This window comes from Pseudomonas palmensis, from assembly GCF_049942755.1.
Classification (GTDB): domain Bacteria; phylum Pseudomonadota; class Gammaproteobacteria; order Pseudomonadales; family Pseudomonadaceae; genus Aquipseudomonas; species Aquipseudomonas palmensis.
Genome location: NZ_CP187958.1, coordinates 1711178 through 1725896 on the forward strand (window position 1 = coordinate 1711178; position 14719 = coordinate 1725896).

13 protein-coding genes are annotated in these 14719 nt (G+C 65.1%); 6 read left to right on the top strand and 7 right to left on the bottom strand.

Translation table 11 applies throughout. The features are described from left to right. Positions 1–29: 29 nt before the first annotated feature. Positions 30–572 (bottom strand): oligoribonuclease, encoded by a 543-nt coding sequence (orn, locus tag ACPRTJ_RS07795; protein WP_043863543.1) that lies wholly within the window; start codon positions 570–572, stop codon positions 30–32. 100 nt (positions 573–672) lie between these two features. On the opposite strand from orn, the gene rsgA reads away from it, so the two are divergent. Beyond that, positions 673–1704 (top strand): small ribosomal subunit biogenesis GTPase RsgA, encoded by a 1032-nt coding sequence (rsgA, locus tag ACPRTJ_RS07800; protein WP_196932997.1) that lies wholly within the window; start codon positions 673–675, stop codon positions 1702–1704. 3 nt (positions 1705–1707) lie between these two features. Here the strand turns inward: rsgA and ACPRTJ_RS07805 are convergent, their stop codons facing one another. After that, a complete protein-coding gene (locus tag ACPRTJ_RS07805) occupies positions 1708–1995 on the bottom strand; it encodes a DUF3077 domain-containing protein (protein WP_043863545.1) in 288 nt (95 codons plus the stop codon). 681 nt (positions 1996–2676) lie between these two features. On the opposite strand from ACPRTJ_RS07805, the gene ACPRTJ_RS07810 reads away from it, so the two are divergent. Next, entirely contained in the window at positions 2677–3156 is a 480-nt protein-coding gene (locus ACPRTJ_RS07810) for a toll/interleukin-1 receptor domain-containing protein (RefSeq protein WP_054916177.1), read from the top strand. 67 nt (positions 3157–3223) lie between these two features. On the opposite strand, the gene motB is transcribed toward ACPRTJ_RS07810, so the two are convergent. Then, entirely contained in the window at positions 3224–4240 is a 1017-nt protein-coding gene (gene motB, locus ACPRTJ_RS07815; protein WP_229589719.1) for a flagellar motor protein MotB, read from the bottom strand. 3 nt (positions 4241–4243) lie between these two features. After that, the gene (motA, locus tag ACPRTJ_RS07820) at positions 4244–5095 is read right to left on the bottom strand and encodes a flagellar motor stator protein MotA (protein WP_043863548.1); all 852 of its coding nucleotides are present in this window, start codon (positions 5093–5095) and stop codon (positions 4244–4246) included. A 148-nt stretch (positions 5096–5243) separates the two neighbouring features. Between motA and ACPRTJ_RS07825 the strand changes: the two genes are divergently transcribed. Genes ACPRTJ_RS07825 through asd form a run of 3 tightly spaced genes read left to right on the top strand, consistent with a single transcriptional unit; the run spans position 5244 to position 8493 of the window. Further along, positions 5244–6764: an HDOD domain-containing protein gene (locus tag ACPRTJ_RS07825; RefSeq protein ID WP_043863549.1), complete on the top strand. Its 1521-nt coding sequence runs from the start codon at positions 5244–5246 to the stop codon at positions 6762–6764. Positions 6765–6810: 46 nt separating this feature from the next. Then, positions 6811–7617: a rhodanese-like domain-containing protein gene (locus ACPRTJ_RS07830; protein ID WP_043863550.1), complete on the top strand. Its 807-nt coding sequence runs from the start codon at positions 6811–6813 to the stop codon at positions 7615–7617. 9 nt (positions 7618–7626) lie between these two features. Further along, positions 7627–8493 (top strand): archaetidylserine decarboxylase, encoded by an 867-nt coding sequence (gene asd / locus ACPRTJ_RS07835; protein WP_043863551.1) that lies wholly within the window; start codon positions 7627–7629, stop codon positions 8491–8493. Positions 8494–8656: 163 nt separating this feature from the next. Here the strand turns inward: asd and serB are convergent, their stop codons facing one another. Further along, the gene (serB, locus tag ACPRTJ_RS07840) at positions 8657–9871 is read right to left on the bottom strand and encodes a phosphoserine phosphatase SerB (RefSeq protein ID WP_043863552.1); all 1215 of its coding nucleotides are present in this window, start codon (positions 9869–9871) and stop codon (positions 8657–8659) included. Positions 9872–10006: 135 nt separating this feature from the next. Between serB and ACPRTJ_RS07845 the strand changes: the two genes are divergently transcribed. After that, positions 10007–11500: a histidine kinase gene (locus ACPRTJ_RS07845; protein WP_426428530.1), complete on the top strand. Its 1494-nt coding sequence runs from the start codon at positions 10007–10009 to the stop codon at positions 11498–11500. 69 nt (positions 11501–11569) lie between these two features. Here ACPRTJ_RS07845 and ACPRTJ_RS07850 read toward each other — a convergent pair whose 3' ends face one another. Both ACPRTJ_RS07850 and parC read right to left on the bottom strand, forming a co-directional pair. Next, positions 11570–12280 carry a PqiC family protein gene (locus tag ACPRTJ_RS07850; protein WP_043863554.1) on the bottom strand — a complete coding sequence of 237 codons (711 nt, stop codon included), beginning with the start codon at positions 12278–12280 and terminating at the stop codon, positions 11570–11572. 172 nt (positions 12281–12452) lie between these two features. After that, positions 12453–14717: a DNA topoisomerase IV subunit A gene (gene parC / locus ACPRTJ_RS07855; RefSeq protein WP_426428531.1), complete on the bottom strand. Its 2265-nt coding sequence runs from the start codon at positions 14715–14717 to the stop codon at positions 12453–12455. Positions 14718–14719: the final 2 nt, after the last annotated feature.

Below are 14719 nucleotides of genomic sequence, written 5' to 3' on the forward strand. Positions count from 1 at the left end.
CGCGCCAACGATTGTTGGCGCAGTGCGGGTCAGAACTTGATGAAGTGCTCGCGGTAGTGGCGCAGCTCGGCGATGGATTCGCGAATATCGTCCAGCGCCAGGTGCGTGCCACCCTTCTTGAAGCTGTCGCGCACCTCGGGAGCCCAGCGTGCGGCCAGCTCCTTGAGGGTGGACACGTCCAGGTTGCGGTAGTGGAAGAAATTTTCCAGCTCGCGCATGTGGCGGTACAGGAAGCGACGGTCCTGGCAGATGCTGTTGCCGCAGATCGGCGACTTGCCCTTGGGCACCCACTGCTCCAGGAAGCGGATCGTCTCGGCCTCGGCCTCGGCCATGCTCACCTTGCTCTCGCGCACGCGCTGGGTCAGGCCGGAGTTGCCGTGGGTACGGGTGTTCCACTCGTCCATGCGCGCCAGCACCTCGTCACTGTGGTGGATGGCGATCACCGGGCCTTCGGCCAGGGTGTTCAGGTCACTGTCGGTGACGATGGTGGCCATCTCGATGATGACGTCGCTGTCCGGATCCAGGCCGGTCATTTCCAGATCGATCCAGATCAGGTTCTGTGGGTTCTGCATGATTCTGCTCCTCGGTAGGCGCGCAGTTTAGCCTAGTGGAGCGTGCTAGACTCGACGCCGTTGCACCCTCACATGCTTTGCTTGACGAAACGAGACCTACATGGCCAAACGCCAGCTCAATCGCCGCCAGAACTGGCGCATCGAAAAAATCCAGGGTGAGCGCGCCGCCCGCGCTGCCAAACGCGAACAGCACACGCTGGACACCCTCGAAGGCGGCGACCTGGGGCCTGAACAACTGGGCCTGGTGATTGCACACTTCGGCGTGCAGGTAGAAGTCGAAGCACAGGACGGCGACGTGGCCGGCCAGGTGTTCCGTTGCCACCTGCGCGCCAACCTGCCGGCGCTGGTCACTGGTGACAAGGTGGTATGGCGCGCCGGCAACCAGGGTATCGGCGTGATCGTGGCGCAGATGCCGCGCAGCACCGAGCTGTGCCGCCCCGACAGCCGTGGCCAGCTCAAGCCGGTGGCGGCCAACGTCGACCTGATCGTGATCGTGTTCGCCCCGGCCCCCGAGCCGCATGCCAACCTGATCGACCGTTACCTGGTGGCCGCCGAGCATGCCGGTATCCGCCCGCTGCTGCTGCTGAACAAGGCCGACCTGATCGACGAGCAGAACGCCCCGGCGCTGAATGCGCTGCTGGCGGTGTACCGTCAGCTGGGTTACCCGCTGCTGGAAGTGTCGGCGCACCATGGCGACGGCATGCAGCAGTTGCAGACCATGCTCGATGGGCACATCAGCGTGTTCGTCGGCCAGTCCGGGGTGGGCAAGTCGTCGCTGGTCAACAGCCTGCTGCCCGATGTCGACACCCGCGTAGGCGAGCTGTCGGAGTGGTCGGGCCAGGGCCAGCACACCACCACCACCGCGCGGCTGTACCACTTCCCGGGTGGCGGTGAGCTGATCGACTCGCCGGGCATTCGCGAGTTCGGCCTGGGGCACGTGAGCCGGGCGGACGTGGAGGCCGGCTTCATCGAGTTCAACGACCTGATCGGCACCTGCCGCTTCCGCGACTGCAAGCACGACCGCGAGCCGGGCTGTGCGCTGCTCAAGGCGCTGGAAGACGGGCGCGTGCAGCAGCAGCGCATGAACAGCTATCGCTCGATCATTGCCAGCCTGCCGCAGGACAGCTACTGACGGTCATGGCGCAGGCGTTTGTTCGATGAACATCGCATGCGCCACATCCTCGACCAGGGCCTTGGACATGCCGCTCAGGTAATGTGCCGCCCAGACAAGCGTGCCATCCGGCTCGATGCCGGCTTGCAAGGTGAGCTTGTAGGCGCAACTGAGCAGCAGGGCTGATTGTTCCAGGGCGAAGTCGGCGTTGTGGCCGGCTTGCACGCGAAACAGGCGCTCGGCGGTGGGGCCGCCTTCGCCTTCGCCGAAAGTGCCGACGCCTAGTGTCTTGAAGACTGAGCTGTTTTCCATCTGTTATCTCCCGACGACTTTCTTAATTGGCTCTACGGGCGTCTTCGCCGGCAAGGCCGGCTCCTACAGGTACTGCGAGCCTTTGTAGGAGCCGGCCTTGCCGGCGAACGAGCGCGCAGCGCTCGCGATCAGTGCACGAGAGGATGTCTTCGAGGGGCAGATGGGCGTATTGGGGTGGATCGGGGACGATTTTCAACATGACCAACTCCAGTATCAGTGGAGCTACCACGCTTTGCTGTCAAACAAATAGGTGGCAGCTGTACGCGGGTTGACAGACCGAGGATACCGGAACTCGGCGCACACGAAGTGCCCCACGCACAGCCGCCATAAAGCGATGCACATGTGGTCCGAAATCAGTAACGGTCTGTCAAAACCGGTCGTTGAACACCAACGACGCAACGCAGACTAGAGCGCTACCGTGACCACCGCAATGGCGGGAAAGCGGCAAAAGTATGATTGGGAAGGGGCCTACAGGGAATAGGGAAATTCCGAAGATTCGCCTTACGCGGACACCTGTAGGAGCCGGCCTTGCCGGCGAAGGCGTCAGTTGTCGCAACACATTTGTAGGCCTTTTCACCCAGGCATGTAGTCCACCTCCTGATTCAATCCCACGCCTTGCACCACGCGTCGTAATCATCAAAGGTATCCCGCACCAGATTTGCGCCCACCAGGGACCTCCGGATGCCAGTCTCACTCCTCTACTGCCGCAACGACCTGGCCGCCGCCATGGCCATCGGCGAGCACCTGCGCCTCGAGGGCCTCGCCACCTGCCTGGAGGCCATCGACCCCCAGGCCGACGATGCCTGCACCCTCACCACCCTCATCAGCCGCAGCCTGCACGGCTGCACCCACCTGATCGTGCTGGTGTCGGGCAACACCTGCGGCGCCTGGTGGGTGCCCTTCGCCCTGGGCGCCGCAGCGCTGGCCGACCGCCGGGTCGCCACGTTCCAGCTGGGCGAGCCGGCCAGCCCCACCTACCTGGGCGAACTGCCGGCCATGGCGCAAGCCGCCGACCTGGACCTGTTCGTCAGCGCGTACCGCCTGGAACACACCCTTGGCCGCGCCCTCAACCTGCCCACGCAGGCCGCACCCGGCGACAATCGCTGCAATGCCCAGCACTTCCAGGCCGAGCTCAAGGCCAGCATCGGTCGCGGCTACTGAAATGCCGAACCCCACACAGCACAACGCCCGCACGGATCACTCCATGCGGGCGTTGTCGGCTGCCGGCTCACTGCGACTTGTTGGGCTCGTCCATCTTCAACACGCCATCCTCGAAGATGTTCAGCTTCTCGCGCAGTTCACGCGGCTGCATCGGCTCGGGCTCGGGCGTCGGTGCCGCAGCGCCCGGCGCAGGTGCCGCGCCCGGCTGGGCTGCGTCCGGCGGCGTCGGCGAGGTCTGTTCGCCCTCGATGGTGCGCTGGGCCTTCTTGGTCAGCACGATGATGTCGATACGACGGTTCACCGGGTTGAGCGGGTTCTCGCGGTCGAACAGCGACGACGATGCATACCCCACCACCCGCGCCACCTGGGCATCCGGATAGCCACCGGCCACCAGCGCCCGACGCGCCGCGTTGGCACGGTTGGCCGACAGCTCCCAGTTGCCGTAATCACCGGTGCCGGCGTAGGGCTTGGCATCGGTGTGGCCGCTGATGCTGATCTTGTTCGGCACCGCCTTGATGGTGTCGGCCATGGCCAGCAGGATGTCCTCGAAGTACGGCTGCAGGCGCGCACTGCCCAGGTCGAACATCGGCCGGTTCTCGGCGTCCATGATCTGGATGCGCAGGCCGTCCTGGGTGATCTCGAACAGGATCTGGTCCTTGAACTTCTGCAGTTGCGGGTTTTCTTCGACCTTGTTCTGCAGCTCCTGCAGCACCAGGTTCAAGCGGTCTTTCTCGACCTGCTCGGCCATGCTCTCGACCGCGTCCTTGTCCAGCTGGATGCTGGTGTCAGGCGTCGGCTCGGACTGCACTTCAGGGTTGATGGTCTTTTCCGGGGCCAGCTCCGGCGAGCCGCCCAGGTCGATGATGTACGGGGTGCCACTCTCGGAGAACCCGATAGGGTCCTTGAAGTAGCCGGCAATCGCGATCTTCTGCTCGGGCGTGGCGGTGGACAGCAGCCACAGCACAAGGAAGAACGCCATCATCGCCGTGGCGAAGTCGGCGAACGCGATTTTCCAGGCGCCGCCGTGATGGCCGCCGCCGAAGCGCTTTACGCGCTTGATGATGATCGGCTGATTGTTTTCCATGGATCAGCGACCGCGAACTGCTTGTTCCAGCTCGGCAAAGCTTGGACGGTGCTTGGGGAACAGCACCTTGCGACCGAACTCCACCGCCAGCGATGGCGGCATGCCGGAGGCCGACGCCACCAGTGCGGCCTTGATCGCCTCGTACACGTTGACCTCTTCCTTGGCGTCGTGGGCCAGGGAGGTGGCCAGCGGGCCGAAGAAGCCGTAGGCCGCCAGAATACCGAAGAAGGTACCCACCAACGCCGCACCCACGTGCAGGCCGATGGACTTCTGGTCGCCTTCGCCCAGCGAGGCCATGGTCACCACGATACCCAGTACCGCCGCCACGATACCGAAGCCGGGCATGCCGTCGGCGATGCCGGTCACGGCATGGGACGGGTGGTCGAGCTCTTCCTTCATGCTCAGCAGTTCCATGTCGAACAGGCCTTCGAGCTCGTGCGGGGCCATGTTGCCGGTGGACATGATGCGCAGGTAGTCGCAGATGTACGCGGTCATGCGCTCATCCTTGAGTACCGCCGGGTATTTGGCGAAGATCGGGCTGGCCGCGGCGTCTTCGATATCGCCCTCGATCGCCATCATGCCTTCGCGCCGGCTCTTGTTGAGGATCTCGTAGATCAGGCCCAGCACTTCTATATAGAAGGTGTGCGAGAAGCGCGAGCCGAACATGCTCAGCGACTTCTTGATCACGTGCATGGTCATGTAGCCGGGGTTGGCCTGCAGGAACGCACCAAAGGCGGCACCGCCGATGATCAGCACCTCGAAAGGCTGAATCAGGGCCGCGATCTTGCCGTGAGAAAGAACGTATCCGCCAAGCACGCTCGCGAATACGACAATGATGCCGATAATTTTAGCCATAGATTGGAAGCACTTACTGTCGTGGTCAGGGTCGGGGGCGGAAGTTCGTAAAACTCTTCTTCTACTTATCGGCAGTTCTGCGCCAGACTATAGCCAGTCAAGGCGAAAAGCCAGTTCGGCCACCTCCCAGCATGCCTAGTGAACTCACGTGCCAACTCAAATTCCAAAGACCCTAGACGCCTGGATCAAACTGCTCGACAGCGTGCAACTGCCGGTGCCGCTGGACAGTCACGAGCGGGTAAAAGCCGCCATCGGCGACAGCCGCCGCTCGCTGCGTGACATCGCCGATCTGATGCAGGACAGCCCCGCGCTGGTGCTCAGCGTGATGCGCGAAGCCAACCGGCATACCCACGCCAGCATGGCCGAGCCGGCCGAAAGCCTGGAAATCGCCCTCAACCGGCTTGGCCTCAAGCGCGCCGAAGAACTGCTGCTGCGCCTGCCCACCGCGCCGCCGGCGCAGATCCCCAAGGCCCTGCGCCACCTGCAGATGATCAGCCTGCATGCCAGCCAGCAGGCCAGCGGCCTGTTCGCCAGCCAACTGGCGCGGCTGTGGCAGGAGATCCACTGGGGCAGCCTGCTGTTCCTCTCGCCGTTGTGGACCCTGGCCCTGGCGCACCCCAAGCTGATCGAGGAATGGGAAGTGCGCGTGGTGCACCGCGGCGAGCCGGCCCTGCGCGTGGAGCGCGAACTGTTCGGTGTACCCCTGCTGGCGCTGTGCCGCGCCCTGGCCGACTACTGGCGCCTGCCCAACTGGGTTACCCAGGGCTACCACGTGCTCAGCGAAGAACGCCGCCTGCTGGTCAAGGTCATGCACATCGCCCGCCTGCACGACAACCCGCTGCGCCAGCAACAGCTGCTGGACGCCGACCCGGCCCTGCGCCGCTGGCTCAACCAGCCGGCCAACACCGTGCTGCTGGCCAACGGCCTGGCCCTGGCGGCGCAGCACGCCTGGGACTGCCCACACAGCCAGCGCTGGCAACGCCTGACCAGCCTGTACCTGCAGGTGCCGCTGAGCGACGTGCAGCAACAGGTGCACCAGCAGGCCGCCAACAGTGCGCGCATGCACGCCGACGACGACCTCTACCACCCCGCCGAATCGCTGATCTGGCCGACCGGCTCGCACTACGTGCACCGCCGCCTGCGGCCTGCCGACGTGCCCTCGACCGAATCGCTGGGGGCCTGGCGCAAATACTGCGCCGACCTGCTGGTGGAGCCCAGTGCATTCACCAACGCCATGCACCTGACCACCTACGCCCGCGATGCCCTGGTGGCCTGCGGCATGCAGCGGGTGATGATGCTGATGGCCGACAAGGGCATGACCCACCTGCGCGTGCACCAGATCGCCGGGCTGCCCGCCGAGGCCGGCGGCCTGGTGGTGCCGCTCGCCCAGAGCAAGCTGCTGCAACGCCTGCTGACCCAGTCGGCACAACTGCGCCTGACCCCGGACAACTATGCCCAGTTCGGTGCCCTGCTGCCCGGCACCCTGCGCGTGCTGTTCCGTGGCCAGCACCTGCTGCTGCGCTCGCTGTCGAGCAACGGCAAGGTGGTGATGGTGGTGCTGGCCGACCAGGGCGGCGGCCCGTTCTCGGAGATCAGCGTGCAGGCGTTCGGCAAGACCGCCCAGTGCATCGAGCGCGCCCTCACCGCCTTCAGCAACCGCAGCACCTGACCCATGCGCTACAATCGCCCACTCTGTTCCGATCTGGAGACTCTGGATGACTGACTTTTCCGGCTTGCCCCTGGTGATTGAACCCGCCGACCTGCAAGCCCGCCTGGATGCGCCGGGGCTGATCCTGGTCGACCTGACCAGCACGAAACGCTATGGCAGCGGGCACATTCCCGGTGCGCGCTTCGTCGACCCCAAGCGCACCCAGCTGGGCCAGCCACCGGCGCCCGGGCTGCTGCCGAGCCAAGGCGACCTGGAAAAGCTGTTCGGCGAGCTGGGGCACAACCCGGACGCCGTGTATGTGGTGTATGACGACGAAGGCGGCGGCTGGGCCGGGCGCTTCATCTGGTTGCTGGATGTGATCGGCCATACCCGCTATCACTACCTCGACGGTGGCGCGCTGGGCTGGACGGGCGAGCTCTCGACCGATGTGCCCGCGCCCGCTGCCGGCAGCGTCAGCCTGACCCTGCACGAAGCCCCCACCGCCACCCGCGAATACCTGCAAAGCCGCCTGGGCGCTGCCGACCTGGCGGTCTGGGATGCGCGCAGCCCGCAGGAGTACCGGGGTGAGAAAGTGCTGGCCGCCAAGGGCGGACACGTCCCGGGCGCGGTCAACTTCGAGTGGACGGCCGGCATGGACCAGAACGATCACCTGCGCATCCGCAAGGACATGCCCCAGATCCTCGAGCAGCTGGGCATCACCCGCGACAAGGAAGTGATTACCCACTGCCAGACCCACCACCGCTCCGGCTTCACCTATCTTGTGGCCAAACACCTGGGCTACCCACGGGTCAAGGCCTATGCCGGCTCATGGGGCGAATGGGGCAACCACCCCGACACGCCTGTAGAAGTTTAAGGAAATTCAATGAAATCCCGCTTGTTCATCATCAGCCAGTACCTGCTGCCCCACCACCTGCTGTCGCGCCTGGCCGGCTGCGTGGCCGAATGCCGCGTGAAATGGTTCAAGAATGCCTTCACCGCCTGGTTCGCCAAGCGCTACCAGGTCGACATGTCCCAGGCCCAGGTCGAAGACCTGACCGCCTACGAGCACTTCAACGCATTCTTCACCCGCGCGCTCAAGCCGGATGCACGCCCGCTGGACCAGACCCCGGGGGCGATCCTGTGCCCGGCCGACGGCGCTGTCAGCCAGCTGGGCCCGATCGAGCATGGCCGCATCTTCCAGGCCAAGGGCCACAGTTTCAGCGCCCTTGAGCTGCTGGGCGGCGACCCGGCCAATGCTGCGCCGTTCATGGGCGGCGAATTCGCCACCATCTACCTGTCGCCCAAGGACTACCACCGCGTGCACATGCCGCTGGCCGGTACCCTGCGCGAGATGATCTACGTGCCGGGCCGGCTGTTCTCGGTCAACCAGACCACCGCCGAAAACGTGCCGGAGCTGTTTGCGCGCAACGAGCGCGTGGTGTGCCTGTTCGATACCGAGCGCGGGCCGATGGCCGTGGTGCTGGTGGGCGCGATGATCGTGGCGTCGGTCGAGACGGTATGGGCCGGGCTGGTCACGCCGCCCAAGCGCGAGCTGAAGACCTTCCGCTACGACGAGGCAGCGCGTGCACCGATCCACCTGGAAAAAGGCGCCGAGCTGGGCCGCTTCAAGCTGGGTTCGACGGCTGTTGTGCTATTCGGGCCAGAGCAGGTGAAGTGGGCCGAATCGCTGGGTGCGGGGTCGGTGGTGAACATGGGCGAATGCCTGGGGTTGCCGGCGCAGCACGCCTGACCCAACAAAAAGCCCGCAGCGATGCGGGCTTTTTTGTGCCTGGCTGTCGGGCCTCATCGCGGGTCAAGCCCGCTCCCACAGGGGCTGCACGGCCTTCTGGAGCGATGGCAAACCTGTGGGAGCGGGCTTGACCCGCGATGGGCCGCGCAGCGGCCCCGCTTTCTCAGTCGCGACCGTCGCGATCCCTGAAGCCCAGCAGATACAGCACCCCATCCAGCCCCAGCGTCGAGATCGCCTGCTTGGCCGACTGCTTGACCAGCGGCTTGGCCCGGAACGCCACGCCCAGGCCGGCAATCGCCAGCATCGGCAGGTCGTTCGCACCGTCGCCCACGGCAATCGTCTGCTCCATCTGCAAGCCTTCCTTGCGTGCAAGCTCGGTCAACAGGTCAGCCTTGCGCTGCGCGTCGACAATCGGCTCCACGGCCACGCCGGTCACCTTGCCGTCCACCACTTCCAGCTCGTTGGCGAACACATAGTCGATACCCAGCTTGGCCTGCAGCTGCTTGGCAAAGTAGGTGAAGCCACCCGACAGGATCGCGGTCTTGTAGCCCAGGCGCTTGAGCTCGGCGAACAGCACCTCGGCGCCCTCGGTCAGGCGCAGCGAAGCACCGATCTCGTCCAGCACGTTGACGTCCAGGCCCTTGAGCAGCGCCAGGCGCTCCTTGAAGCTGGCACGAAAATCCAGCTCGCCACGCATGGCACGCTCGGTGATTTCCGACACCTGCTCGCCCACGCCTGCCGCCTTGGCCAGCTCGTCGATGACCTCGGCCTCGATCAGGGTGGAGTCCATGTCGAACACCGCCAGGCGACGGTTGCGGCGGAACAGCGAGTCCTGCTGGAAGGCGATGTCGACGTTCAGCTCCTGCGCCACGCTGAGGAACTCGGCACGCAGGGCCTGCGGGTCGGCCGGCTCGCCACGCACGGAGAACTCGATGCAGCCCTTGCCCTGGTCGGCCGGGGTGTCCAACGCGATACGACCCGACAGACGGTCGATATGGTCGATGTTCAACCCGTACTGGGCGGTGATGGAGCTCACCCGCTGCAACTGCTCGGCAGTGACCTTGCGCGTCAGCAGGGTCACGATGTGGCGGGCCTTGCCCTGGCCGTCGACCCACTGCTGGTAGTCCTGCTCGGAAACCGGGGTGAAGCGCACCTGCTGGTCCAGCTTGTACCCGGTGAAGAGGATGTCCTTGAGCACGGCGCTGGCCTGCTCGGTGCTGGGGATTTCCACCAGGATGCCGAACGACAGCGTGTCGTGGATGACCGCCTGGCCGATGTCGAGGATGTTCACCCCGCCCTGGGCGAGCACGCCGGTAATGGCCGCGGTGAGACCCGGACGGTCCTCGCCGGTGATGTTAATCAGAACGATTTCGCGCAAAACGGGCTCCGACACAGTGACAAAACGCGCATTCTACCCACTTTCGCAGACCATCGGGCGCAGTCGATACTTTGCCGGCCCATGCCCTGTCGCTATACTGCGCAGCACCTTCTCCGACATAAAGAGCCGCGCTCTGTGAACCGGCCCACGCCAGTTAAAACCGACAATTTCTTCCTGCTGATCTTCCGTGCCCTGCGCCAGCGCCGTGTGCCGTTGGCCTTGCGGATCGCCTGCCACAACGTGTTTCTGGTAGCGCTGGCGCTGGTCATCTACGCCGGGGTCATGGGCCTGCAGTTCAAGCAGGCCATGCACGAGCAGGCCGACGCCCTGGGTCAGAGCCTGACCACGCAGACCGCCACGTCTGCCACCGAACTGCTGGTGTCCAACGACATCCTCAGCCTCAACGTGCTGCTCGGCAACCTGGTGAAGAACCCGCTGGTGGCCCATGCCGCCATCTACAGCGTCGACAACCGGATCCTCGCCGAAGCCGGCCAGCGCCCGAAAAACGGCCTGCTGGGCGAGGTCGAGGGCCTGTATCAGACCAAGATCACCTTCCAGGACGTGACGGCCGGGCAACTGCGCATCAGCCTGGACATGAGCCAGTTCCAGCAGCCGCTGACCATCAGCCTGCAGAGCATGGGCATTCTGGCGGCGATCCTGCTGGCCCTGGCCCTGGCCTTGAGCCTGCGCCTGGGGCGCTTCATTTCGACGCCGCTGCTGCAACTGCGGGTGTGGCTGCGCGACCTGGATGCCTACACCCCAGCCACCGACCGCCAGGACGAGATCGGCGACCTGGCGCGCCAGCTGCATTCGCGCTTTGCCCCGCCACCGCCGGAGCCTGAAGCAGAGCCCGAGGAAGAAGACGACTACGAGGAACACGAAGCGCAGCCGGCCTTCCAGGTGCGCAACCTGCGCGAGCCGGCGCTGGAGCCCAAGCCGGCGCTGCCCAGGCCAGTAGCGCATGATGAAGACGACGACGAGGCGTTTGCCGACCTGCGCGACGACAGCGATGCCGCGCCGCAGGCTGTAGTACCCGCTGCGCCACGCGAGCCGCAGGCCAGTGCGGTGCTGGCGGTGCAACTGGGCTCCCAGGAGCAACTGCGCCGCCTGCCTCGGGCACGTCTGACCGAACTGCTGGACCGCTACCGCGACTGCCTCGACCAGGCCGCGTCGCTGTATGAAAGCGAAGTGCACACGCTCAACGATGGCAGCACGCTGCTGTTGTTCCACAGCTCGGAAAGCGGCGAGGACTACCTGACCAACGCCATCTGCTGTGGCGAACTGCTGCGTGCCCTGGGGCATGCGTTGCAGGTGGAAGTGGCCGACAGCGGGATTACCCTGCAATTGCAGCTGGGCCTGGCGCTGGGTGAAGACCTGCACGGCCTGAGCCAGATCGACCTGCTGCTGACCGACAAGGCCCAGGATGCCCTGGCGTTGTCGCAACACAGCCGCAACCTGCTGCTGGTGGAGCGCAAGGTCAGTGATGATGCGCTGATTCGCCAGCGTGCCCGCATCCGCCCGATTGCCAGCCCTGAAGGGGCGTGCTGTGTGGAGCGCCTGATGGAGCCGTATCCGTCGATGCTGGAGCGCCAGCTGGCACGGATGCACGAGCGCCAGATCAAGACCTGAGGCCCCGTAGGAGCCGGTTTCAACCGGCCACAAAAAAGCCCGCATCGCTGCGGGCTTTTTTGTGGCCGGTTAAAACCGGAACACTTCCATCTCGGTACGAATCGGTGTCGCCATCGGAATCTTCGGCTTCTCCGGCTCCTTGCGCACCTGCTGTACCGGCGTGGCCTTCTTCGGCTGTTCCTGCACGATCGGCGGCTGATTGGCCAACGGCTTCAACGCCACGCTCAGCTGCTCGGCCAGACGCTGCAGCAGTTGCCCCTGCGCCTGTACCTGCGCCGCCGAGCTGCCTTCATGGGGCTGCTCGAAATGCACGATGCGGTTGTCACGCACCTGGCCACGACGATCAAGCAAGCGCCACTGGGCATCGAGGATCGCCGGCTGGCCAACGCCCGAGTCCAGGCGCGTGATCGACAGCAGCACCTGCACATCCGGGTTGAACCCGGTGCTGGCCGGTGCCAGCACCACACGCTGGCTGTCCAGGCGCCAGGCCAGCTGGCGCACCAGCAACTGGTCGATGTCGGCCGACAGGCTGCCCGCCCAGCGACCATCGGTCGCCGCCGTCAGGCTGCCGTCACGCTGGCGTTGCAGCAGGGTTTCGCGTTGCAGGTAGTCGGCCACCGAGACCGGCCCCAGCACCACGGCCATGCCGTTGCTCTGGCCAGGTTGCCCCGGCTCGCCACTGTCGAGCTGATACAGCGCTACCGGCTGGTGCATGCTGCACCCGGCCAAGCCCAGCACGCCACTGAGCAGTAGAACAAATGGAAGGCGCAGAAAAGTCATCATCCCATCCAGGCGGCCGCCACACGGCTTGCCGCAGTGATACTCATGAATACGTCGGGCACGCAGCTACGCTGGCACCACAAGGGGCCTATCATCCGCGAAAGTTCCGTGCGACTCCAGTGTTTAAGCCGCAAACGGTCACTAAAATACCCGTTTGCGGCCACCAGGTCGCTTATTCGACGTTTTCCACCAGCAGCGCATCGACCCGCTGGAAGCCGCGCGGCAGCTTGTTGCCACGCCGCCCACGCTCGCCCTTGTAGTGCTCCAGGTCATCGCCCTTGAGCGACAGGGTACGCTTGCCGGCCTGCAATACAAGGGTCGAACCTTCGGGAATCACTGCCAGGTCGGTGACAAATTCTTCACGACTGGCCACGCGGTCGCCCGGAATGCCGATGATCTTGTTGCCCTTGCCCTTGCCCAGCTGTGGCAGGTCACTGATCTTGAACACCAGCAGGCGCCCTTCGGTGGTCACCGCCGCCAGCCAGTCCTGCTCGCGGTTGCCCACCGGGCGCGGCAGGATCACCTTGGCGTTGTTCGGCAGGCTCAACAGGGCCTTGCCGGCCTTGTTCTTGGCCTGCAGGTCTTCGCCCTTGACCACGAAGCCGTAGCCGGCATCGGAGGCAATCACGTACAGGCCGTCATCCTCGGGCATCAGCACGCACTCGAACGAAGCACCGGGCGGCGGGGTCAGGCGACCGGTCAGCGGTTCACCCTGGCCCCGTGCCGACGGCAGGGTATGCGCCGGCACCGAGTAGCTGCGGCCGGTGGAGTCGATGAACACCGCGTACTGGTTCGAGCGCCCCGCGGCTGCGGTCTTGAAGCCGTCGCCGGCCTTGTACGAGAGCCCGGTGGCATCGATGTCGTGGCCCTTGGCCGAACGTACCCAGCCCTTCTCGGACAGCACCACCGTGACCTTTTCGTTGGGCAGCAGGTCGTGCTCGGTCATCGCACGGGCTTCGGCGCGCTCGACGATCGGCGAGCGACGGTCGTCGCCATAGGTTTCGGCGTCCTGCAGCAGTTCGGTGCGCACCAGCTTCTTGAGCTTGGCTTCGCTGCCCAGCAGCGCCAGCAGCCTGGCCTGTTCCTTGAGCAGTTCGTCCTGCTCGTTGCGCAGCTTCATCTCTTCCAGACGGGCCAACTGGCGCAGGCGCGTGTCGAGAATGTAGTCGGCCTGGATCTCGCTCAATGCAAAGCGCTCGATCAACCTGGCCCGCGGGTGCTCCTCGGTACGGATGATGTGGATCACTTCATCCAGGTTGAGGTAGGCGATCAGCAAGCCGTCCAACAGGTGCAGGCGACGCTCCACCTTGTCCAGGCGGAACTGCAGGCGACGGCGCACGGTCTGCATGCGGAACTGCAGCCACTCGACCAGCAGCGTGCGCAGGTTCTTCAACTGCGGCTTGCCGTCCAGGCCGATGATGTTGATGTTGACCCGGTAGCTGGACTCAAGGTCGGTACTGGCGAACAGGTGCTGCATCAGCGCTTCGTGGTCGACGCGGCTGTGCACCGGGATGATCACGATGCGGCACGGGTTCTCGTGGTCCGATTCGTCACGCAGGTCGGCCACCTGCGGCGCCTTGGACGGCTTGGCCTGCATCATCGCGGCGATCTGTTCCAGCACCTTGGCGCCCGACACCTGGTGCGGCAGCGCGGTGACCACGATGTCGCCGTCCTCGATGTGGTACACGGCGCGCATGCGCACCGAGCCACGGCCGGTTTCGTAGATTTTCAGCAGGTCGGCGCGCGGGGTGATGATCTCTGCTTCGGTCGGGTAGTCCGGGCCCTGGATGTGCTCGCACAGCTGTTCGACCGTGGCCTTGGGCTCGTCGAGCAGGCGCACGCAGGCGGTGGCCACTTCGCGCAGGTTGTGCGGCGGCACGTCGGTGGCCATGCCCACGGCGATACCGGTGGTGCCATTGAGCAGGATGTTCGGCAAACGTGCCGGCAACACCAGGGGCTCGTCGAGGGTACCGTCGAAGTTCGGGCCCCAGTCCGCAGTGCCCTGCCCCAGCTCGCTGAGCAGCACCTCGGAATAGCGCGACAGGCGCGCTTCGGTGTAGCGCATGGCCGCGAAGGATTTGGGATCGTCCGGCGCACCCCAGTTGCCCTGGCCGTCGACCAGGGTGTAGCGATAGCTGAAGGGCTGCGCCATCAGCACCATGGCTTCATAGCAGGCCGAATCGCCATGCGGGTGGAACTTGCCGAGCACGTCACCGACGGTACGCGCCGATTTCTTGTGCTTGGAATCGGCGTCCAGGCCCAGTTCGCTCATGGCGTAGACGATGCGTCGCTGCACCGGCTTCAAACCGTCGCCGATATGCGGCAGCGCACGGTCCATGATCACGTACATGGAGTAGTTGAGGTAGGCCTGTTCGGTGAAGTCAGCCAGTGACCGGCGCTCTACGCCATCGAGGCTGAGATCAAGGGAGTCGCTCATGC

Excerpts from the sequence above, each read along its gene's own strand:
- orn (WP_043863543.1), bottom strand. The coding sequence starts at position 572 with ATGCAGAACCCACAGAACCTGATCTGGATCGATCTGGAAATGACCGGC.
- rsgA (WP_196932997.1), top strand. The coding sequence starts at position 673 with ATGGCCAAACGCCAGCTCAATCGCCGCCAGAACTGGCGCATCGAAAAA.
- ACPRTJ_RS07805 (WP_043863545.1), bottom strand. The coding sequence starts at position 1,995 with ATGGAAAACAGCTCAGTCTTCAAGACACTAGGCGTCGGCACTTTCGGC.
- ACPRTJ_RS07810 (WP_054916177.1), top strand. The coding sequence starts at position 2,677 with ATGCCAGTCTCACTCCTCTACTGCCGCAACGACCTGGCCGCCGCCATG.
- motB (WP_229589719.1), bottom strand. The coding sequence starts at position 4,240 with ATGGAAAACAATCAGCCGATCATCATCAAGCGCGTAAAGCGCTTCGGC.
- motA (WP_043863548.1), bottom strand. The coding sequence starts at position 5,095 with ATGGCTAAAATTATCGGCATCATTGTCGTATTCGCGAGCGTGCTTGGC.
- ACPRTJ_RS07830 (WP_043863550.1), top strand. The coding sequence starts at position 6,811 with ATGACTGACTTTTCCGGCTTGCCCCTGGTGATTGAACCCGCCGACCTG.
- asd (WP_043863551.1), top strand. The coding sequence starts at position 7,627 with ATGAAATCCCGCTTGTTCATCATCAGCCAGTACCTGCTGCCCCACCAC.
- ACPRTJ_RS07850 (WP_043863554.1), bottom strand. The coding sequence starts at position 12,280 with ATGACTTTTCTGCGCCTTCCATTTGTTCTACTGCTCAGTGGCGTGCTG.
- parC (WP_426428531.1), bottom strand. The coding sequence starts at position 14,717 with ATGAGCGACTCCCTTGATCTCAGCCTCGATGGCGTAGAGCGCCGGTCA.